Origin of the sequence: Streptomyces sp. KL109B (assembly GCF_030766935.1) — a bacterium.
In the GTDB taxonomy this organism is placed as follows: domain Bacteria; phylum Actinomycetota; class Actinomycetes; order Streptomycetales; family Streptomycetaceae; genus Streptomyces.
In genome coordinates this window covers 78,296-97,694 of the sequence record NZ_JASERL010000003.1, presented here as the reverse complement: position 1 = coordinate 97,694, position 19,399 = coordinate 78,296, and the positions used below count along the sequence as shown (strand labels likewise).

Annotated in this window: 16 protein-coding genes; 8 read left to right on the top strand and 8 right to left on the bottom strand. The window is 72.2% G+C overall.

Annotated elements, in window-relative coordinates:
* Positions 1-182 precede the first annotated feature (182 nt).
* Positions 183-1,478 (bottom strand): CdaR family transcriptional regulator, encoded by a 1,296-nt coding sequence (locus RBJ65_RS11765; RefSeq protein ID WP_306318560.1) that lies wholly within the window; start codon positions 1,476-1,478, stop codon positions 183-185.
* Between the two features lie 197 nt (positions 1,479-1,675).
* Positions 1,676-2,437 carry an SDR family NAD(P)-dependent oxidoreductase gene (locus RBJ65_RS11760; protein WP_306318561.1) on the bottom strand — a complete coding sequence of 254 codons (762 nt, stop codon included), beginning with the start codon at positions 2,435-2,437 and terminating at the stop codon, positions 1,676-1,678.
* Positions 2,438-2,731: 294 nt separating this feature from the next.
* Between RBJ65_RS11760 and RBJ65_RS11755 the strand changes: the two genes are divergently transcribed.
* From RBJ65_RS11755 to RBJ65_RS11740, 4 genes are all read left to right on the top strand, one after another.
* Entirely contained in the window at positions 2,732-3,637 is a 906-nt protein-coding gene (locus tag RBJ65_RS11755) for a bile acid:sodium symporter family protein (protein WP_306318562.1), read from the top strand.
* A 484-nt stretch (positions 3,638-4,121) separates the two neighbouring features.
* On the top strand, positions 4,122-5,270 hold the full coding sequence (locus tag RBJ65_RS11750) for a DUF5954 family protein (RefSeq protein WP_306318563.1): 1,149 nt from the start codon (positions 4,122-4,124) through the stop codon (positions 5,268-5,270).
* A 174-nt stretch (positions 5,271-5,444) separates the two neighbouring features.
* Positions 5,445-5,957 carry a SigE family RNA polymerase sigma factor gene (locus tag RBJ65_RS11745; protein WP_306318564.1) on the top strand — a complete coding sequence of 171 codons (513 nt, stop codon included), beginning with the start codon at positions 5,445-5,447 and terminating at the stop codon, positions 5,955-5,957.
* 63 nt (positions 5,958-6,020) lie between these two features.
* Positions 6,021-7,268: a hypothetical protein gene (locus RBJ65_RS11740; RefSeq protein ID WP_306318565.1), complete on the top strand. Its 1,248-nt coding sequence runs from the start codon at positions 6,021-6,023 to the stop codon at positions 7,266-7,268.
* 13 nt (positions 7,269-7,281) lie between these two features.
* Here the strand turns inward: RBJ65_RS11740 and RBJ65_RS11735 are convergent, their stop codons facing one another.
* Positions 7,282-8,976, bottom strand: coding sequence for a bifunctional 3'-5' exonuclease/DNA polymerase (locus RBJ65_RS11735; RefSeq protein WP_306318566.1), 1,695 nt, complete (start codon positions 8,974-8,976; stop codon positions 7,282-7,284).
* A 124-nt stretch (positions 8,977-9,100) separates the two neighbouring features.
* Positions 9,101-9,943: a nitrilase-related carbon-nitrogen hydrolase gene (locus RBJ65_RS11730; protein ID WP_306318567.1), complete on the bottom strand. Its 843-nt coding sequence runs from the start codon at positions 9,941-9,943 to the stop codon at positions 9,101-9,103.
* A 160-nt stretch (positions 9,944-10,103) separates the two neighbouring features.
* Between RBJ65_RS11730 and bla the strand changes: the two genes are divergently transcribed.
* Both bla and RBJ65_RS11720 read left to right on the top strand, forming a co-directional pair.
* Positions 10,104-11,033, top strand: coding sequence for a class A beta-lactamase (gene bla, locus RBJ65_RS11725; protein WP_306318568.1), 930 nt, complete (start codon positions 10,104-10,106; stop codon positions 11,031-11,033).
* Positions 11,034-11,065: 32 nt separating this feature from the next.
* Positions 11,066-12,214, top strand: a complete 1,149-nt coding sequence (locus RBJ65_RS11720) for a DUF2786 domain-containing protein (RefSeq protein ID WP_306318569.1) — start codon at positions 11,066-11,068, stop codon at positions 12,212-12,214.
* Positions 12,215-12,264: 50 nt separating this feature from the next.
* On the opposite strand, the gene RBJ65_RS11715 is transcribed toward RBJ65_RS11720, so the two are convergent.
* A complete protein-coding gene (locus RBJ65_RS11715; protein ID WP_306318570.1) occupies positions 12,265-13,413 on the bottom strand; it encodes a Gfo/Idh/MocA family protein in 1,149 nt (382 codons plus the stop codon).
* A gap of 102 nt (positions 13,414-13,515) precedes the next feature.
* On the opposite strand from RBJ65_RS11715, the gene RBJ65_RS11710 reads away from it, so the two are divergent.
* Together RBJ65_RS11710 and RBJ65_RS11705 are read left to right on the top strand one after the other, a co-directional pair.
* The gene (locus RBJ65_RS11710) at positions 13,516-13,857 is read left to right on the top strand and encodes a helix-turn-helix transcriptional regulator (RefSeq protein ID WP_306318571.1); all 342 of its coding nucleotides are present in this window, start codon (positions 13,516-13,518) and stop codon (positions 13,855-13,857) included.
* Positions 13,858-13,898: 41 nt separating this feature from the next.
* Positions 13,899-16,280, top strand: a complete 2,382-nt coding sequence (locus tag RBJ65_RS11705) for an FUSC family protein (protein WP_306318572.1) — start codon at positions 13,899-13,901, stop codon at positions 16,278-16,280.
* 42 nt (positions 16,281-16,322) lie between these two features.
* Here the strand turns inward: RBJ65_RS11705 and RBJ65_RS11700 are convergent, their stop codons facing one another.
* From RBJ65_RS11700 to RBJ65_RS11690, 3 genes are all read right to left on the bottom strand, one after another.
* A complete protein-coding gene (locus tag RBJ65_RS11700; protein WP_306318573.1) occupies positions 16,323-16,784 on the bottom strand; it encodes a hypothetical protein in 462 nt (153 codons plus the stop codon).
* Positions 16,785-16,858: 74 nt separating this feature from the next.
* Positions 16,859-18,316 carry an aldehyde dehydrogenase family protein gene (locus tag RBJ65_RS11695; protein ID WP_306318574.1) on the bottom strand — a complete coding sequence of 486 codons (1,458 nt, stop codon included), beginning with the start codon at positions 18,314-18,316 and terminating at the stop codon, positions 16,859-16,861.
* 108 nt (positions 18,317-18,424) lie between these two features.
* The gene (locus RBJ65_RS11690) at positions 18,425-19,321 is read right to left on the bottom strand and encodes a helix-turn-helix domain-containing protein (RefSeq protein ID WP_372341245.1); all 897 of its coding nucleotides are present in this window, start codon (positions 19,319-19,321) and stop codon (positions 18,425-18,427) included.
* Positions 19,322-19,399: the final 78 nt, after the last annotated feature.

The following is a 19,399-nucleotide window of genomic DNA, read 5'->3' as shown; positions in this document are numbered from 1 at the left end:
CGAGAACACAAAGCTCGGCGCCCTCTTCGTGCCCGGGAGGCCAAGGAGGGGGCGCGGGTGAAGAAGCGAGGGAGGGGAGGTGACGCCCCCAGGGGGGGGCGGCGGGTGCGACGGGGCGGCTCTGTGGCCAGGGCCGCCCCAGGACAGACCGGGTGGTGTCAGCCGTCAGGCCCCCGGAGGGCTCACTCGGCGTCGGTCGTGAGGACGTCCGCGCCCAGCCACTCGCAGGCGATGAGGGCGAGTTCGAGGTCGAGCCAGTCGCCGTCCAGGGGCCTGCCGCGCTCCTCGATCGCGCGGTCCACGCGGTACTTCACCGTGTTCTTGTGCAGATGGGTCCGCTCGGCGGTGGCGACGTAGCTGCCCTTCTCCGCGACGAAGGCCAGCAGCGTGCCGCGCAGCCGGGCCGCCGGTTCGGTGTCGGCGGCCAGCGCTCCCAGGGCGTCCCGCACGAGTTGGCGGGCCGCGTCCGGGTCGGCCGCGAGCAGCGCGGCCGCGCGCACGCCGGGCTCCGTGAACGAGGTGACCATGCGGGCGCGTTCGGCCGCGGCCATCGCCACCGTACGGGCCCGCAGCGCCTCGACATGGGTCTGCCGGAACCCTTCCACGCCCGCGGCGGGCGAGCCGATCGCCACCCGCAGCCCCGCGCCCGCGGACGCGACGATCTGCTCCATCCGTACGAGGTCGAGGGGCCGGGTGCCGTGGCCCAGCGGGATCCAGCCCCAGCTCCCGGAGCCGTCGTTGCGGCCGAGCAGCGGCTGCCCCTTGCCGCCCGCGGCGGTCGCGACCTCGGCGAGCAGCGCCTCGGCCAGGCGCAGTTCCTGCGTGGACGTACGGCGGTCCGCGCCCCACAGGACGACGCCCAGGTGCCGCTGGCCGAGCCCGTAGCCGAGCGCGGCCTCCGCGGCGGAGGTCCTGACCTGCTCACCGGCGAGCAGCGACGTGATCATGGCGGCGCGTACGGTGCCGCGGTTGGCCAGGTAGCGCTCGCGCTCGGCCTCGTAGACGCGCACCACCTGCTCGGAGACGCTGTCGATGTACCGGAAGGTCATGCCGGTGAACTCCCGGCAGGCGGCGTACGCGACGACCGGGTCCGGCTCCTCGGCCACGATCCAGGAGGAGGCCCAGTCGAGGACGTACTCGTGGGCCAGCCGGTAGGCCCGGGTCAGCGCGTTGGAGGAGATGCCGTGCCGGGCGAGCCGGCGGGCGTACTCCTCCGCGGCGGAGGGAGCGGTGAGGTCGTCGGCCGGGATGCCGTAGCGCACGACCTCGATGACGGTTTCCAGATTGCTCTCGGTACTGCCGTAGAGCAGATCGAGCAGCCGGGGATCGCCCTGCAGGTCGGTGACCTTCTCGGCCAGGACGGTCTGCACTCGGCGGGTCAGCTCGGGCAACCGCTCCCGCATGTGTGCCGCCAGGGCGGCGACGCGCGCCTCGGTGAGCCGACCGGCCTCGTCCGGGGCAGCCGACTGCAAGGCCACGGTGACCTCCTCGTCGCGGGCGTCTCCGCGCCGACCGCGCGGAGTGCGCTCATCCTGACATCGCGCTCAGGCCCCCGGCAATGGTCGGACAGCGCTCCGCCCCGGGCATCGCCGCAGGTGACGGCGGCGGTATGGCCCGAGGCGGCACGGGTACGGCCGGAGGCGGCACGGGTACAGCCGGCCCGAGGCGGCACGGGTCAGAACAGGCTCGCGGTGAGCCCGCCGTCGATGGCGTAGTGCGCGCCGGTGACGAAGCGCGCCTCGTCCGACGCGAGGAACGCGACCAGGCCCGCGACCTCGTCGGGCGTGCCCGGCCGCCCCTGCCGCATCTTGATCAGCTCGTCGAAGGGGGCGGGCGACACGGCGTCGATCGGTGCGACGAGGCGGTCGGCCATCTCGGTGGACACGATGCCGGGGCACACCGCGTTCACGGTGATGCCGGCCTGGCGCAGCTCGATCGCGGCGGACTCGGTGAAGCGCAGGATGGCGCCCTTGGACGCGCAGTACGCGCTGAGCATCGCGCCGCCCGACATCCCGGCCACGGAGCCGAGGTTGACGATCGCCCCGTTGCCGGCGGCGGCCAGGGCCGGGACCGCGGCCTGGGTGACGCGGAAGGTACCGCCCGCGTTCACGTCCAGGACCCGCATGAACTCCTCGTCCGTCAGCTCGGTGACGGGCTTGGCGATCTCGATACCGGCGTTGTTCACCAGCACGTCGAGCCCGCCCAGGGCCTCGACGGCCTGCGCGACGGCGGCGCGCGCGTCGTCCGCGCTCGTGACGTCGCAGCGGATGCCGACGGTGTCCCCGCCGAGCTCCTTGGCCGTGAGCCGGGCGCCTTCCTCGTTCTTGTCGGCCAGTACGACGCGGGCTCCCGCGGCGACGAGACGCTGGGCGATGGCACGCCCGATGCCCTGGGCACCGCCCGTGACGAGTGCGCGGCGGCCGGTCAGATCTGTCATGGGGGGACCTCCTGGAGAGTCTGGCGAGTGCGGTGTCGGCGTACGGGGCGTCCGCGTACGGGGCGTCCGCGTACGGGTGTTGGCGTGCGGGTAATTGACGGCCGTACACGGGGGGTGTGGGTGTCGACGGCCGATCACGCTAGGCGCCGCCGGGCAGGAGGTCCCTGTGGCCCGGACACGAACCGGCGGCGGGGTTTCGTCCTCCCGTACCAGTCCCCGGCCCCGGCGCGTGGGCCTAACTTGCGCGGTGGCCGGCAATGACGCCGCACGACTCAACGGTTGGAGCCGCTCCCCGTGAACTCCCCCTTCATCTCGGCCTTCCTGCCCGCGGCCGTGGCACTCGTCATGGTCGGGCTCGGCCTCTCCCTCACCGTCCAGGACTTCCTCGACGTCAGGAACCACCGCAGGGCCGCAGCGGTCACCATGGCCCTCCAACTGGTCGTCCTTCCGGCGCTGTGCTTCGGCCTCATGCTCGCGCTCCAGGTCCCACCGGTCCTCGCCTCCGGGATGATGCTCCTCGCCGCGTCACCCGGCGGCACCATCTCCAGCCTGTTCAGCCACCTCTTCGGCGGCGACGTCGCCCTCAACGTCACGCTCACCGCGGTCAATTCGGTGATCGCGGTCGTCTCGATCCCGCTGGTGACCAACCTCGGCCTGGCGTACTTCCAGCCGGATCTGGGCGGCGGCGGTCAGGTCACGCTGCAGTTCGGGAAGATGCTCCAGGTCTTCGCGATCGTCCTGGTGCCGGTCGCGGTGGGCATGCTGCTGCGCCGCTACCGGCCGTCCCTCGCCACGGTCCTCGACCGCCCGGTGCGGATCGGCTCGTCCGTGGTCCTCGCCCTCGCCGTTCTCGCCTCGATCTTCTCCGAGCGGGCGAACCTGCCCGGCTACATCGCCGACGTGGGCCCGGCCGTGCTGCTGTTCTGCGCCCTCAACCTGGCCCTGGGGTTCGTGGTGCCGCGCGCGGTCCGGGTCGCACGCCCGCAGGCGATCGCCGCGTCCTTCGAGATCGGCGCGCACAACGCGACCCTGGCGATCACCATCGCCGTGAGCGTCCTGCACAGCAGCCAACTCGCCGTGCCCGCAGCGGTGTACGGGGTGTTCATGATCCCGGTGGCGGCGCTCTTCGGGAGGCTGCTGACGTGTGCGTCGAAGGAAACCCGGCAAGGCGGTCGAGCGAGTCGCCGGACGGCTCACTGACTGCTTCGGGGCGCAAGAGCATCCGGGCGCGGGTCCAAGCCCACCGCATCTCGGTCGGCGGTCCGCAGGTGCGACGGACAACCTGGGCGTCCGCTCGTCGCGTCCGGCCCGCCGGCCGCGTCACTGCGGCCACCGGCGGAGCCCATGGGACCGCGGCCCGGTGTCTGGGAGGCAACTGGGAGCCAACTGGGAGCCGAGCCGCTCCCCACCCCCAGCCCCTCCAAGCCCCATCGGGACCACCCCAAACCAGCGCTCTGACCAGGTAAAACAGTAGGGATCCTGGTGTCGGCGCGCCCCATCATGATCGCTGGCGTGCTCGTAATGCGTAGGTCTCGGGTTCGAATCCCGAAGGCGGCTCACTTCGAAGACCAGGTCGGAAACTTTCCGACCTGGTCTTTTCTTTTGGTTTCGGTGTGCGGGAGTTGTTTCTCCGGGTCGGTCGGATCGGCGGCGGGGGTGGCGCGGGGTCGGGCACATTGAGGGCATGAGCGGTTACGAGGACCGGGTGCCCGGCTATCTCACGTTTCGGGTCTCCGAGCAGGAGGGGCCGGTCGCGGCGCTGGCCGATCGGGAGGCGTGGCGGGCCAGGGAGTTGTATCCAGAGCTGATGGGGGTGCGGATTCCCGATTTCTTCCACGCCAGGGAGTGCGAGGCCGGCGGCTGGGAGCTGTCCGCGTACGGCGAGAGCGAGCCGCAGCACGCCAGGGACTCCTTGGGAAGTCACTTCCGGATGCGGGCCAAGGGCGCCGAGGACGCCGGGGACGCGGCGGCGCACGCCGAGTGGATGGCGGCCGCGCTGCGGATGGACCACGAGGTCGTCGACGAGGTCCGGGTGCGCGGGGAGCGGTTCCGTGTCGTGCGCGCGGCGAAGTTCATCCGCATGGGCAGGGGCGGGCCCGAGCCGCCGCGTCCCTCCGATCCGGACCCGGGCGAGGTCGGCGAGGCGTACCGGCTGCCGTCGCGGACCAAGGGGTTCGTCGTCGACCCGTACGTCGCGACGGGGATGTCCGACGGTCTGTTGAAGCTGGACCTCGCGCAGTTCGTCGGGGTGCCCTCGCCCGGTGTGCCGCCGGAGGTGGGCGAGGACGCCAGAGGGGCGGTGGCGCGGTACCCGGGAGGTGTGCTGCTGCCCGCGGTGTTCATGGTGTCCGAGCGGGTGGACGGTGCCTGGCAGGCGCTGAACCCCGGGGCCTCGGACGGCACTCCGCAGGGCGCCCGGGACGGCTTGGCGACGTGGCTGCGGGTGATGGCTCCCTTCGAGTTGGGGCTGTCCGGCGAGAAGCGGGCGGAGTACGCGCGGGCGGCCGACGCCCTCGACGCGAAGCGCGGAAACAGTCTGAGTGTGGACGGGCGGCGGTTCCGTGTTGTCCGGGTCGAGCGGCTGATGCGGATCGGTCCCGATGGGCCGGAGGGGCCCCGGCCCAGTGACTTCGACTCGCAGGTCCCCGTGGAGGTGCAGACCCGGCAGTTGAAGGAGCAGGGGCTGTGGCGGGAAGAGGGGGAAGGGGAAGAGGAAGGGGAACCTGTCGAGCTTGATGAGCGGGCTCTGGAGCTCAAGGCGTTGTGGGAGCAGGAGGAGGCGCGGCGGGCGGCCGCCAGAGAGCGCAGAGAGCGCAGGAAGCGCACTTGCTGAGACGCCGGACTCAGGCGCCGGACTCAGGCGCCGTGCTCGGGCGCCGTGCTCGGGCGCCGTACTGACTGCCGTACTGACTGCCGTACTGAGGTGCCTTACTGAGGCGTTGCAACATTTCCCGAGGGCTGCCGCATCTATCAGGTGTAGGTGACAGAGGGAGGGGGGAGCGGCGGGATGCGGCGGTCGCTTGAAGGGGCGTTTCGCGAGTTCGCTGAGGCGCGGGCGGGGCAACTGTTCCGGTCCGCATGCCTGTTGACAAGCGGTGACACTCATCTTGCCGAGGATCTTGTACAGGAGACCCTGGGGCGGATGTACGTCGTGTGGGGGCGGTCCGCGGCGCGGCTCGGGAACCCGGCGGCGTACGCGCAGACCGTGCTCGTACGGGCCTTTCTCGCGCACCAGCGACGTCGGTCCGCGGGGGAACGGCCCTCGGACGCGTTGCCGGAGAGCGCCATGGCCGGGGCCGCCGACGTCTCGTTGCGGCTGACGCTTCTCGACGCGCTGCGCCAACTGCCGCCCAAGGACCGGGCGGTGGTGGTGCTGCGCTACTGGGAGGACCGGTCCGTCGAGGAGACCGCGGACGCGCTGTATCTGAGCTCGGCCGCCGTGCGTACCCGCAGTTCCCGGGCGTTGGCCCGGATGCGTGAGCAACTCGGCGGCAGCATTGGTGAGTTCGTCTCCTCCTGAACGTACGTGAGTGGATCAGTCGGCGGGCCGGCAGGCCAGTAGGCAGAGGGAAGAGGGGCCAGGGTGGCGGAGAGCGGGAGTGGTGGCCGGGAGCGGTTCGAGGACGGGCTCGGGGATGCGCTGCGGCGTGCCGGGGCCGGGTTCGGGGCCGACGGGCGGACGTTGGTCGACGGCGGGGTGCTGCGCGGCAGGCGGCTGCTTCGGCGCAGGCGGGCCGGTGCGGTGACCGGGGGTGTGGCGGCCCTCGCGGTCGTCGGGCTCGGGGCGTCGTACGGGGTCGGGGCCTTCGGCGGCGGCGTCGAGACGGCCGCGCACAGCGGAGTCGCGGCCGGGCCGAGCGCGACGGCCCATGTGAGTGGCGAGAAGGTGCTGGGGATCCTTGAACGGCTGGTGCCGGAGGGGGAGTTCGGTCGGGCGGAGGGGCGGGGGGCCGGGGATCCGGGCGGGCCGCTCGCGCGCGTCGTGTACGACGACGGGAAGGGGAAGGCCGCCATCGGCGTGAGTCTGGGGGTGGCCGATCCGGGTGGGGCTCAGGTGGCGGAGCAGCTGAGGTGTCCGGACAGGAGGCTGACGGCGTACGACTCGTGCACGAGCGAGACGCTGTCCGGCGGGGCGCGGCTGTTGCTGCTGCGCGGCTACACGTACCCGGACAAGCGCGTGGACACGAAGTGGTGGCACGCCTACTACGTCACGGCCGAGGGGTACACCGTCGACGTCAGCGAGTGGAACGCGCCCGCCGAGAAGGGCGAGCCCGTGTCGCGGCCTCAACCGCCGCTGTCACTCGCCCAGTTGAGGGCCGTCGCCACATCGGACGAGTGGCGGCCCGTGATGAAGGCGCTCGGGAAGGCGCCCCGCGAGACGGCGGTGGAAGAGCCCGCGCCGGGGCCGGACAGGGCGGCGATCCTGAAGAACGTCAAGGCGCTGCTGCCGCAGCGGATGCGGGTGGTCTCCGAGGGCGGGCAGGACACGAGTTACGCGTACGTCGTCGTCGACGACGGCAAGGGCGCCTCCCTCGTACAGGTCAATGTGCAGCCGGACATGGGCGACGTCCGCGGCAGGCTGTTCGGCGGCGGGGCGCGGAAGCTCGCGGACGGCACCCTGGTCGAGACCCGCGAGGGCGACGGTGACGGCAAGGGCGGGGACGGCGTCGTGACCTGGACGGCCGACACCCTGCGCGAGGACGGATTCCGGGTCGTCGTCTCCGCGGTCAACTCCGGCTCGCAGGCCGCCGATGCCACGCGGGAGAAGCCGGCGCTGACCCTCGGCGAACTGGAGGAGCTGGCCCTGTCGGGCGCGTGGCACGCCAAGTAGCCGGAGAATCCGGTCACTTCGCGTCCGCGTAGCACTCCACCACCGCCGTCGTGAACGGGAAGCGCACCGGGGTCTCGCCGAAGGTGATGCGGGCCGCGAGGTCCGACGCCTCGCGGATCGCCTCGGTGACGCGGGGCGCCTCCTCCTCGGGGCAGTGCACGATCACCTCGTCGTGTTGGAAGAAGACGAGTTCGGCCGCCATGTCCGCCAGTTCGCGGCGGAGCGCGGCCAGGACGAGGAGGGCCCAGTCGGCGGCGCTGCCCTGGACGACGAAGTTGCGGGTGAAGCGGCCGCGCGCGCGGGAGTTCGAGGAGGCGTAGCCGTACGTCGATCCACCCGCGTCCGCCGCCTGTTCGGGCTCGTCCTGGGGGATGCCGGCCTCCTCGGGTTCGGCGGCGCCCGCGGCGGGCGGGCAGGTGCGGCCCAGCCACGTGCGGACCAGGCGGCCCTCCTCGCCCGCGCGGGCCGCCTCGTCCACGTAGGCCACCGCTTGCGGGAACCGGCGGCGCAGGAGAGCCAGGTTCTTCAGGCCGTCGCCCGAGGTCTGGCCGTATATCGCGCCGAGCACGGCCAGCTTGGCCTGGCCCCGGTCACCGGCGAACGCCCGGTCGGAGACCGCCTGGTAGAGGTCGGCGGCCTGGCCCGAGACCTCCATGAACGCGGGGTCGCGGGAGATCGCGGCGAGGACTCTGGGTTCCATCTGGTCGGCGTCCGCCACGACCAGCCGCCAGCCCGGGTCGGCGACGACCGCGCGGCGGATGACCTTGGGGATCTGGAGGGCGCCGCCGCCGTTCGTGGTCCACCGCCCGGACACCGTGCCGCCCGGCAGGTACTCGGGTCTGAAGCGGCCGTCCCTGACCCAGTCGTTCAGCCAGGTCCAGCCGTGCGCCGTGTAGATCCGGTACAGCTTCTTGTACTCGATCAGGGGCGGTACGGCCGGGTGGTCGATGTTCTCGATCTCCCAGCGGCGGGTCGACGTCAGCTTGATGCCGGCCTGGGCGAAGGCCTTGATGACGTCGGCGGGGAGGTCGGGGCGGACCGGTCTGCCGAAGGCCGCCGACACCTCGTCCGCCAGTTCGGCGAGGCGGCGGGGTTCGCCGCCGCCCCCGTAGCGCTCGCCGAGCAGTTCGGCGAGGACCGCGCGGTGCACGTCCGCCCGCCACGGCAGGCCCGCCGCGTGCATCTCGGCGGCCACCAGCATGCCCGCCGACTCGGACGCGGTGAGCAGCCGCATCCGGCCCGGGTGGGCGGTCGCGTCGTGGCGGCGCTGCTGCTCCGCGTATACGTCGACGAGGTCGGTGAGGGTGACCTCGACGGGTGGGCGGGGTTCGAAGAGGGCGTCCATCGACAGGTGGCCGGGGGCCACGATGCGGGGTGGCGGGTCGGGTGGGACCGGGGCGCCCTTGAGGCGGGCGAGGGCGGCAGCGGCGGAGCGGGGGTCGCCGTGGTGGCCCTCGTGGGCGAGGAGGAGGTTCTCGGCGGCCTCGATGTCGTAGCAGCGGTCCACGGGGACGCCGGCGGCGAGGAGGTGGGGGTAGACGGCGTGGGTGTCGCGCCAGACCCAGCGGGTGACCTCCGGTCGGGAGCGGATGGCCTTCGCCAGGTCGGGTTCGGTGGTGACGGGGGCCGTGGGGAGGGCGTCCGGGCCCAGCGGAACGAGTTGCGCTCCGCCGTGCTCGGTGGGGGTCAGGGCCCAGCGTTCTGTCACGGTGCCGAGTGTCACATCCGGCACTGACAATGTGCGGGCTGCGACGGGGTTGCGGTCGCGGGGCGCTGCCCCGGACCCCGCTGCTCAATCGCCGCAGGGGCTTGATTGCCGGGCCCGAAGGGCCCTAGCTGTCGCCGCCCTCGTCGATGAGGCGGCGGACCTCGCGGTCGATCAGGCCGAGGCGGGCCTCTGCCACCAAGGGGACCGCCCTGCGTTGGCGGCGGGCCTCGTGGATGTCGATGTCGACCGTGACGAGGGACGGTTCCCACTGGGGGGCCTGGGCGACCACCGTGCCGCGCGGGTCGACGACGCGGGAGCCGCCCCAGAAGGAGGCGCCGTTCTCGTTGCCGACGCGGTTCACGAAGACGACCCAGCACTGGAGCATCTTCGCCGTGTAGGAGAGGAGGGTGTCCCAGTAGAGGGTGGTGTCCATGGCCTGCGGGTCGAGCGTCGCCGCGCTGTTCGCGGGCACGAACAGGACCTCCGCGCCGTCCTGCACCGCGACCCACGGCAGCACCGGCTGCCACGCGTCGTTGCAGACCAGCGTCGCGGCCCGGCCGTGGTCCCCGGGCAGGTCGTACGCGCGCGCGTGCTGGCCGGGGCTGACGTGCTTGCGCTCCTCCCAGGCCAGGTAGTTCGGCAGGTACAGCTTGCGGTGGGCGTGCAGGAGGGCGCCGCCGGAGTAGTAGGCGGAGGTGTTGTACGCGCGCAGGCTGGTGTGTTCGTGCAGGCCCACCATGACGTCCGGGCCGTCCGGGGTCGTGAGGCCGAGCAGGCGCGGGTCGTTCGTGGCGATCGACGTGTCCGACTTCAGGCCGCCCAGGTGGTAGCCGTGCAGGCTCAGTTCGGGGAAGACGACCAGGTCCGCTCCCTGGGCCTCGGCCTGCGCGATCTGTTCGCGGGCCGTTTCCAGGTTGGCGTCCACGTCGCCGAGTTCGCAGTCGGTCTGCGCCAGTGCCACTCTCATGCCCCCGAGCCTCGCATGCCACGGCGGTCCCTGGCATCCCGGTGGCCCCTGGTGTCCCGGTGGGCCGCAACCATTTGGGTGGGCAAGATCGTCGTCGTACACGTACGGGTCGGAACGACCGTCATCGTCCTGAAGCCGCGTAGAAGGGACCACCCCCACCGTGTCCACCAGCCGCCGCGCCATACTGACGACCGCCACCGCCGCCCTCGGCGCCACCGCTCTCACCGGCCTGGGAACGGCCCCCGCACAAGCCGCCGCACAAGCTGCCGCACCCGCACCCGCCTCCGCCTCCGGCCGTTTCACCGCCCTGGAGCGCCGCCACGGCGCCCGCCTCGGCGTCTTCGCGCACGACCTCCGCACCGGGCGCACGGTGCGGCACCGGGCCGACGAGCGCTTCCCGATGTGCTCGACGTTCAAGACGTTCGTCGCCGCCGCCGTGCTGCGCGACCTCGACGAGGACGGGGAGTTCCTGGCCCGCCGCATCCACTACACGCAGGCCGACATCGACCGCGCGGTCGGCGCCCCGGTCACGGGGAAGCCGGAGAACCTCGCGAACGGCATGACCGTGGACGAGCTGTGCGGCGCCGCGATCTCGTACAGCGACAACACCGCGGCCAACCTCCTCATGGAACGCCTCGGCGGCCCCACCGCCGTCACCCGCTTCGTCCGCTCGGCCGGCGACCGCGTCACCCGCCTCGACCGCTGGGAGCCCGACCTGAACTCGGCCGAGCCGGGCCGCGTCACCGACACCAGCACGCCCCGCGCGCTCGGGAAGACGTACGCCCGCCTGGTCCTGGGCAACGCCCTCGAACCCGCCGACCGCGACCGCCTGACCCGCTGGCTGCTCGACAACACCACCAGCGGCGAACGCTTCCGCGCGGCGCTGCCCGCCGACTGGATCCTCGGCGACAAGACCGGCACCGGCCGGTACGGCACCGCCAACGACGTCGGCATCGCCTGGACGCCGGACGGGGCGCCGGTGATCCTCTCCGTCCTGTCGACGAAGCCGGACACGGACACGGCGGAGGAGGGCGACAGCGTGCTGGTCCGCAGGGCAGCCGAGCTGATCGTGGACTCGCTCGCCGCCTGAACCCCGTACCGAAGGGCTGGGATCATGGGCGTATGAGCGGCAGTGGCAGTGGTAGCGGTACGAGCGGGGACAGTGCTGTCGGGACTGTCGAGCGGGCCCTCGCCGCCGCGCTCCACGACGGCGGCGACCTCGACACCGGCGCCTCGCTGCTGGCCGCCGACCCTGCTGCCGACGCCGAACTCGCCCTGCGGGGGCGGGAGTTCGTCCGGCGGGCCTGGGAGCGCGGCTGGCAGCCGGCCGACGTGCTGCGGATGGTCGTACGGGAGGGCCTGGACGCGGCGCACGTACAGCTGACCGCGCGTCTCGTACGCGCCGAGACCGAGCGGTACGAGAACCTGCCGCCGCGCTGGGCCGCCCAGCTCGCCGAGCTGCCGGAGGAAGCGGCGGGGGCGGCCGGGCGCGCGGACCGGTTCTCGTACGCCACCACCGTCCTGGAGCTGTACCGGCTGCTTGCGCGACTGCCCGCGATCGAGCCGGTCGGGCCCGTGCCGGGGGAGTCGGTCGGCACGCCCGTCGCGGGGGAGCCGCGCGCCCTCGCCCGGATCCGGGCGCTGCTCGCCAAGGCGGAGCGCACCGGGTACCCGCCGGAGGCGGAGGCGCTGTCGGCGAAGGCGCAGGAGCTGATGGCCAGGCACTCGGTCGACGAGGCGCTGCTCGCCTCCCGTACGCACGCCAAGGACGCGCCCACCGCCTGCCGGATCGGCGTCGACGCGCCCTACGAGACGGCGAAGGCGGTGCTCCTCGACGCGGTGGCCGGGGCGAATCGCTGCCGCGCGGTGTGGAACTCGGCGTTCGGGTTCTCGACGGTCGTCGGCTTCGAGCCGGACCTGGAGGTCGTCGAAATGCTCTATACGTCGCTGCTCGTGCAGGCCACGGCCGCGATGACGCGTGCCGAGGCCGAGCAGCGGGCCGGCGGGCGCAAGCGTACGAAGACCTTCCGGCAGTCGTTCCTCGCCGCGTACGCGCACCGGATCGGGGACCGGCTCGCGCGGGCCACCGAAGAGGTGACGGCCGAGCGCGCCGACCTCCTCCCGGTGCTCGCCGCGCGGGACGCCGCCGTGACGACCCGGGCGGAGGAGCTGTTCCCGCGCACCGTGTCGACGCGGATGAGGGGGGTCACCGACGCCGCGGGCTGGGCGGAGGGCACGGCGGCGGCGCGGCGGGCCCGTCTTGAGGGCTGAGGCCCGGCGGCTGAGGCCCGACGGCTGCAGCACCGGCCGGTGAGGCCTTCTCAGGCAGCCGGGCGGTGTTGGATCGCCGCGCGCTCGATGCGGTCGAGCAGGCGGTGGTGCCGGGTCGCGTGCGCGAAGTCGGGCAGCACGGAGGTGCCGTCGGCGAGATCGCGGCGGAGCTGGGCGTAGGCGGCGCCGACGTTGTACGCGTTGGTGCCGCGCAGCGCCGCGAGCTCCGGCTCGAAGTACCGCTCGGGGACGGCGAGTTGGGCGAGTTCGGTGTCGTCGCCGCGTGCGCCCTTGATGACGTACTCGCCCATCTGAAGGTGTCCGTGGTCGCCGGTGACGACGAGGTCGCCCTCGGTCCCGTTGATCTCCCAGTGGAAGTTGGTGCCGCGTGACATGCCGCCCCTGAAGTGCACGGAGGCCACCGCTCCGGAGGCCAGTACGCCGCCGAACGCCACCTGGTCGGGGACGTCGGGGCGCACGACCGTGCCGGTGCCCGGGTCCGTCAGCTCCCGGCGGCGGGTGGCGGTGGCCGCGCCGACCGCCTCGACCTCGCCGAGCACCGCCGTCAGGCCGTCCAGCGTGTGTCCGAACGGGATGGTCAGCATGTTCGCCCCGGTCGACCGGTCCAGGAGATAGGCGGCGCCCTCGGGGACCTCGGCTCCCCAGCCGCGCCCGGACGCCACCATGCTGGTGGACAGCACCTCGCCCACGTACCCGTCCGCGATCAGGTCGCGCAGGTGACGGACGACCGGGGCGGAGCGTGCCTGGAGCCCGGTGAAGGTGCGCACGCCGCGCTCCGCCGCGAGCGCGGTCAGCTTCTCCGCCTCGGCGAGGCCGACGCCCAGCGGCCACTCGGAGAGCACCGCCTTCCCCGCGGCCAGGGCGGACTCGATGATCTCCCGGTGGTCCGGCACCTTGACCGTGACCACGACGAGGTCGACCTCGTCGGACGCGGCCAGCTCGGCGGCGCTGCCGAAGGCGTGCGGGACGCCGTGCTTCTCGGCGGCGGCGCGGGCCGACGCCGCGCTGCTCGCGGAGAGCGCGCGCACCTCGAATCCGGGCAGGGCGCGCAGCGCGGGCAGGTGGGCGGTGGAGGCCCAGCCGCGCCGGGCGGAGAGACCGACGATGCCTACGCGGACGGGGGACTGGGGCTGGTTCTCAAGCGAGGCCTGGTCCTGGGGGTCCTTAAGCGACGGCATGGGGGCTCCTCCCGTAAGGGCTAGAATGTTCGATGATCTACGAACACCTGGAGTGTACGCACGTCATCGAACACTCGGCAATGGCTTGACGAGGAGCGCGACATGGCCACACGAGCAGCGGCCGCGACGGGACACCGCGCGGCACCGGTCCACGCCGACCTGGCGGACGTCCCGCTGGAGGCGGCGCTGCTCGCGCTCGCCGACCCGGTGCGGCGCACCCTCGTGCGGGAGCTGGCCGGGTCCGCCGACTGGGAGCGGACCTGTGGCACCTTCCACGTGCCGGTCACCAAGGCGACGCTGAGCCGGCACTTCTCCGTGCTCCGTGAGGCGGGGCTGCTGGAGCAGCGGGACGCCGGGCCCAAGCGGCTCAACCGGCTGCGCCGCGCCGAGTTCGACGAGCGGTTCCCCGGCCTTCTGGACCTGGTGCTGCGCGAAGAGGCGTAACCGGTCCCGGTTCCGTAGGACTTTGCCCGTATTCTGGCGAAATGAGCTGGTTCCGGGCGTTGAAGGTGACCACGCGCTCGGGCCTGACCGTGGAGCGCAAACGCCTCGAACCGCTGATCGCGCTGCGCGGCGCCGCCGGGCTCGCGATCGTGATCGCGGTCAGCCTGTCGCTGTTCGGTCCCGCGGTGGCGGCGGGTTCCGCGTTCGGGGCGTTCCAGGCGGCGATCGCCACGTTTCAGCGGAGCTGGCGGCCGCGGCCCGAGCTCGCGCTCGCCTCCGGGGCGAGTCTCGGCATCTCCACCTTTCTCGGTTATCTCACCGGGTCCCACCTGTATCTGTTTCTGCCGCTGCTCGCGCTGTGGACGTATCTGGCGGGGCTCGCCTGGGCGGCGGGGCCGACGATCGGCATCATGGCGTCGTCGAACGTCGCGATGATGCTGGTGACGATCACGCTGCCGACGACGATCCTGGAGGCGGCCGGGCACGCCGCGATGATGGTGTTCGGCGGGCTCGTGCAGGCGACGCTGGTGGTGCTCTTTCCCGTACGTCGATGGGGAGCGCACCGCGACGCGCTCGCCGACGCGCTCGCGGCGGAGGCCGATTACGCGCGGCGGTTGCGGCACGATCCGGTGGCCGCGTTCGACCCGGAGCCGTTGATGCTGGCGCGCAACGCGGCGGCGCTCACGCCGCGGCAGGCGCGGACGCGGCCGGCGCAGTTGCACGGGGCGCGGGGGCTCGCGGAGCGGATTCGGCCGGTGCTGGCTTCTTTGGCGGATCCGGCGGTGGGGGTGCCGGAGGAGGGGGTCGAGCGGGATCGGGTGCGGGAGTTGTTGGCCGCGGCGGGGGCGATTCTCGATGCGGCGGCGAGGGCGATTCGGCGGGGGGCGCCGGTACGGGTTCCTCCGGAGGCGATTGCGGTGTTCCGGACGCCGGATACCGGGGCGATTCTGTCGGGGCCTTCGCAGCGGGCGGCGAGTCGGCTGGGGTCGTTGCTCAAGGATGTGCTGGAGACGGCGGGTGGGGTGCGGCCCTCCGACTCCGCGGGCGGCGCCGCCCCTACGCCTCGGGGCTCCGCCCCGGACCCCGCGCCTCAAACGCCGGCGGGGCTGGAAAAGACTCGGGGCTCCGCCCCGGACCCCGCGCCTCAAACGCCGGCGGGGCTGGAAAAGACTCGGGGCTCCGCCCCGGACCCCGCTGCTCAATCGCCGCAGGGGCTTGAGAGTGGTCAGCCGGCGGCGACGGGTGCGCAGGGGCTTGAGGAGAAGTCGGAAGGTGGTCGCTCGGCGGAGGCGGTCGAGGGTGGTCGGTCGGCGGAGGGGCCCAAGGCGGAGGTGGTCGCGCAGTCGTTGCGGCGGCCGAGTGTGTTTCATTTGTTGCCTGTTGTGGTGCGGGCCGTGCGGCGGGAGGCGCGGCCGGGGTCGCCGATTCTGCGGCATGCGAATCGGGTGGCGGCGGTGGCCGTGGCCGGTTACCTCATCGGGGACGTGCTGCCGTTCGGGCACGGCTACTGGGCGCCGATGTCGGCCGTGATGGTCATGCGGCCCGACTTCTCGCAGACGTATTCGCGGGCGGTGGCACGGTTCGGCGGGACGTTGGTCGGGGTCACCCTGGCGACCGCGATCCTGCAGCTCGCGCATCCCGGAACGTATCTCTCCGCCGTGCTCGCCGTGGTGTGCGCGGCGCTGATGTATCTGCTGATGCGTACGGGGCAGCTCGCGGCCCAGGGCTGCGTCGCCATGTACGTCGTGTTCCTGCTGGGGATGGGCGGGCAGGAGTGGAGCCAGACCGTGCCCGAGCGGGTCGTGCTGACGCTCGTCGGCGGCGTGCTGGCGATGCTGGCGTACGCGCTCTACCCGGCGTGGGAGACGCCCCGGCTGCGGACCCGGCTCGCCGACTGGCTGGTCGCGCTCGGGGAGTACGCCGCCGCGGTCGTCGGCCACTACGCGAGCCCCGCGGGCAAGAGCTGCCCGGACGTGCGCGAGGCGCTGCTCAAGGCCCGTGACGCGCACATCGCCTGGGAGCAGGCCGCGGCCCGCGCCAAGACCGAACCCGTACGCCACCGCGGCCTGTCCAACGCCGCCGCCGAAGAGGCCGCGCACGCGCTGCACCACATCGGCCGCGTCGTGATGCTGATGGAGGCGCACCTGCCGGAGCGCGGCGCGACCCCCGTACCCGCCGCGGACGCGCTCGCCGACGCGCTGCGCGCCGCGACCCGCGACGGCGCCCAGGCCATCCGCGAGCGCCGGATCCCGCGCTGGAAACCGGTCCGTGAGGCCCTCGACGCGTGGGACGGCGAGGGCGTACCGGACCGCGTGGTGCGCCGCGGGGCGGGGCTGTTCCTCGAAACGCTGGAGGAGCTCTCCGACGCGCTCGACACCGACGTACCGCCGATGACGAGGGAGTCCACCGCCGACCAGCGGTGACCTCGGTGCGGCAGTGCGGCAGTGCGGCAGTGCGGCAGCGCGTCAGTGCGTCGACGTCGGCAGCACGTCGGGGAGTTTGCCGTTCTCCGACTTCTTGAACGTGTCCTTCTTGCCCGCGTCCCAGGTCACCCGCATGGTGCTGCCGTCGTTGGACTCGACCACGCCCGCCGTGCGCTCGGTGTTCCCGTCCGCGCACTTCAGGCTGAACTCCGGCTTGCCGCCGCCGTCCACGACCCCGGTGCACAGGTGCCCCTCGCCGGTGCTCAGCGAGGCCTGCTTGCCGCCGACGGCCAGGACGACGGCCTTGGTCCCGGTGCGCGCGCTCCAGACACCCTCGGCGTCCCGCGCGGAACCGGCCGCAGCGGCAGCGCCGGAAGCAGCGCCCGATGCGGCGTCCGACGAAGTGGCCTTCTGATCCGCCGACTTGGTGCCGCACCCGCCCACGGCGAGCACCGCCACGACGGCCGCGACACCCGCGACGACCCGTACGTTCCTGTTGCGCACGACTACTCCTTCCAGGAAAGCCCTCAGACCAGGAAAGCCCTCAGACCAGGAAAGTCCTCAGACCAGGAAAGTCCTCAGAACGGGAACCGCGACCGCCCCCGCTGCACCGATATCCACTTCTGCGTGGTGAACGCCTCCACCGTCGCCTCGCCGTTGAGCCGGCCGATCCCCGACTGCTTCTGCCCGCCGAAGGCGACGAGCGGCTCGTCGTGCACGGTTCCGTCGTTCACGTGGAACATGCCGGTGTCGATCCGCTGGGCGAAGGCCACCCCGCGCTCCACGTCGCCGGTGTGCACGGCGCCGCTCAGCCCGTACGGGGTGTCGTTCGCGATCCGCACCGCCTCCTCGTCCCCGTCGAACGGGATGAGGAGCGCGACAGGACCGAATATCTCCTGCCGAAGGACCGGGGAGTCGGCGGGCAGGCCGGTGAGGACGACCGGCTCCACCATGTTCCCGTCCACCTTCCCGCGTACGAGAGCCGTGGCGCCCTCCGCGACCGCGGTGTCGATGACGTTCGAAACGGCGTCCGCCTGCGTGGAGTTGATGATCGGTCCGATGACCGTGTCGGGGTCGCGCGGGTCGCCCACCTTCAAGGAGGCGACCTTCGCCACGAACTTCTCCGTGAACTCCCGCTCCACCGCGCGGTCCACGAGGATCCGGTTCGCGGCCATGCAGACCTGGCCCTGATGGACGTACCGGCTGAAGACCGCGGCGTCCACCGCGTAGTCGATGTCGGCGTCGTCGAGCACGGTCAGCGCGCTGTTGCCGCCGAGTTCGAGGATGGACTGCTTGAACTGCGCGGCGCAGACCGTCGCGACGTGCCGGCCGACCTTGTCGGAGCCGGTGAAGGAGATGACCTTGGGCACGGGGTGGGTCAGGAACGCGTCGCCGATCTCGGCGATGTCGGTGATGACGACGTTGAGCAGGCCGGCCGGCAGGCCCGCGTCCTCGAAGAGTTTCGCGATCAGCGAACCGCCGGTGACCGGGGTGTTCTGGTGCGGCTTCAGGACCACGCCGTTGCCGAGCGCCAGGGCAGGGGCCACGGACTTCAGCGACAGCAGGAACGGGAAGTTGAAGGGGGAGATGACCCCGACGACGCCGACCGGCACCCGGTACAGGCGGTTCTCCTTGCCGTCCACGGGGGAGGGAATCACGCTGCACCGCGGTCGCAGCGTCAGCTGGACGGACTCGCGCAGGAACTCCTTGGCGAGGTGCAGCTCGAAGCCGGCCTTGACCCGCGTACCACCGAGCTCGTCGATGATCGCCTCGGTGATCTCCGCCTCGCGCTCCTCCAGGAGGCGCAGGGTGCGCTCGAAGACGGCGCGGCGCGCGTACGCGTTGGTGTCCGCCCAGTCCTTCTGGGCCCGCTCGGCCGCGCGGTAGGCCTCGTCGATCTCCTCGACGGAGGCGACGGTTATCGAGGCGAGCTTGTCCCCGCTGTAGGGATTGAAGTCGATGATGTCCCACGCCCCGCGCCCGGGACGCCACGAGCCGTCGATGTATTGCCGGTCCAGATCCGTGAAGTAGGACATGTAATCCCTTGCTGCAGGGCGGGCACCTTTGACGCACGTCATCGTACGACCGGGCACCGACAGTTACAGCAGGAGTTGCCGCAAGGGATTCCTCAACTCACCGCTCACTCAAGCCAATTCCGACAATGCGTCACGCAGCAGTCGCACACTGTCCTCGGGTGACGGGCACTGCGTGGAGAGATCCGTCATCGCCTTCTCGTACTGCGTCACGTCCTCGCGCTTGTCCAAATACAGGGCGCTGGTGAGCTGTTCGAGGAAAACGACGTCCGAGAGGTCGGACTCCGGGAAGGTGAGAATGGTGAACGTGCCGGACTCGCCGGGGTGCCAGCCGTGGCTGAACGGCATGATCTGAAGGGTCAGATGGGGGAGTGCGGACAGCTCGATGAGGTGCTCCAACTGTCCGCGCATCACCTCGCGGCCGCCCTGCACGCGCCGCACCGCGGCCTCGTCGAGGACGATGTGCACCTCGGGCGCCCGCTCGTCGACCAGCAGCTTCTGCCGTTCTATGCGCAGCGCGACCCGGCGCTCGATGTCCTCGCGCGAGGAGCCCTTCATGCCCTGCTCGACGACCGCGTGGGCGTACCCCTCGGTCTGCAGCAGGCCGTGCACGAACTGGGCTTCGTAGCCACGGATCTGCGTCGCGGCGCCCTCGAGCCCGAGGTACGTGGGGAACCATCCGGGCAGTACGTCGCTGTAACTGTGCCACCAGCCCGCGACGTTGGCCTCCTTCGCGAGCGAGAGCAGCGCGGAGCGTTCGGCCTCGTCGTCCACTCCGTACAGCGTCAGCAGGTCGGCCACGTCGCGCGTCTTGAAGCTCACCCGTCCCAACTCCATGCGGCTGATCTTCGATTCGGAGGCGCGAATCGAGTAGCCGGCGGCCTCGCGGGTGATCCCGTGCGATTCCCGCAGGCGCCTCAGCTGCGAGCCCAGCAGGATGCGTCGCACCACCGAGCCCCCACCAGAGTTCAGCGCCTGGGGTGACCCCCATGCCTCCCCAGCGGTCACGTCTCTTCATCCTCCCCATTGGTCCACGGCCGAAGTCTGCCATCAAAACGCTCCACCCTGTACTCGTACGGTTACAGA

Coding starts and splice junctions, on each gene's coding strand:
- RBJ65_RS11760 (WP_306318561.1), bottom strand. CDS start 2,437: ATGACAGATCTGACCGGCCGCCGCGCACTCGTCACGGGCGGTGCCCAG.
- RBJ65_RS11750 (WP_306318563.1), top strand. CDS start 4,122: ATGAGCGGTTACGAGGACCGGGTGCCCGGCTATCTCACGTTTCGGGTC.
- RBJ65_RS11745 (WP_306318564.1), top strand. CDS start 5,445: ATGCGGCGGTCGCTTGAAGGGGCGTTTCGCGAGTTCGCTGAGGCGCGG.
- RBJ65_RS11730 (WP_306318567.1), bottom strand. CDS start 9,943: ATGAGAGTGGCACTGGCGCAGACCGACTGCGAACTCGGCGACGTGGAC.
- RBJ65_RS11720 (WP_306318569.1), top strand. CDS start 11,066: ATGAGCGGCAGTGGCAGTGGTAGCGGTACGAGCGGGGACAGTGCTGTC.
- RBJ65_RS11715 (WP_306318570.1), bottom strand. CDS start 13,413: ATGCCGTCGCTTAAGGACCCCCAGGACCAGGCCTCGCTTGAGAACCAG.
- RBJ65_RS11710 (WP_306318571.1), top strand. CDS start 13,516: ATGGCCACACGAGCAGCGGCCGCGACGGGACACCGCGCGGCACCGGTC.
- RBJ65_RS11705 (WP_306318572.1), top strand. CDS start 13,899: ATGAGCTGGTTCCGGGCGTTGAAGGTGACCACGCGCTCGGGCCTGACC.
- RBJ65_RS11695 (WP_306318574.1), bottom strand. CDS start 18,316: ATGTCCTACTTCACGGATCTGGACCGGCAATACATCGACGGCTCGTGG.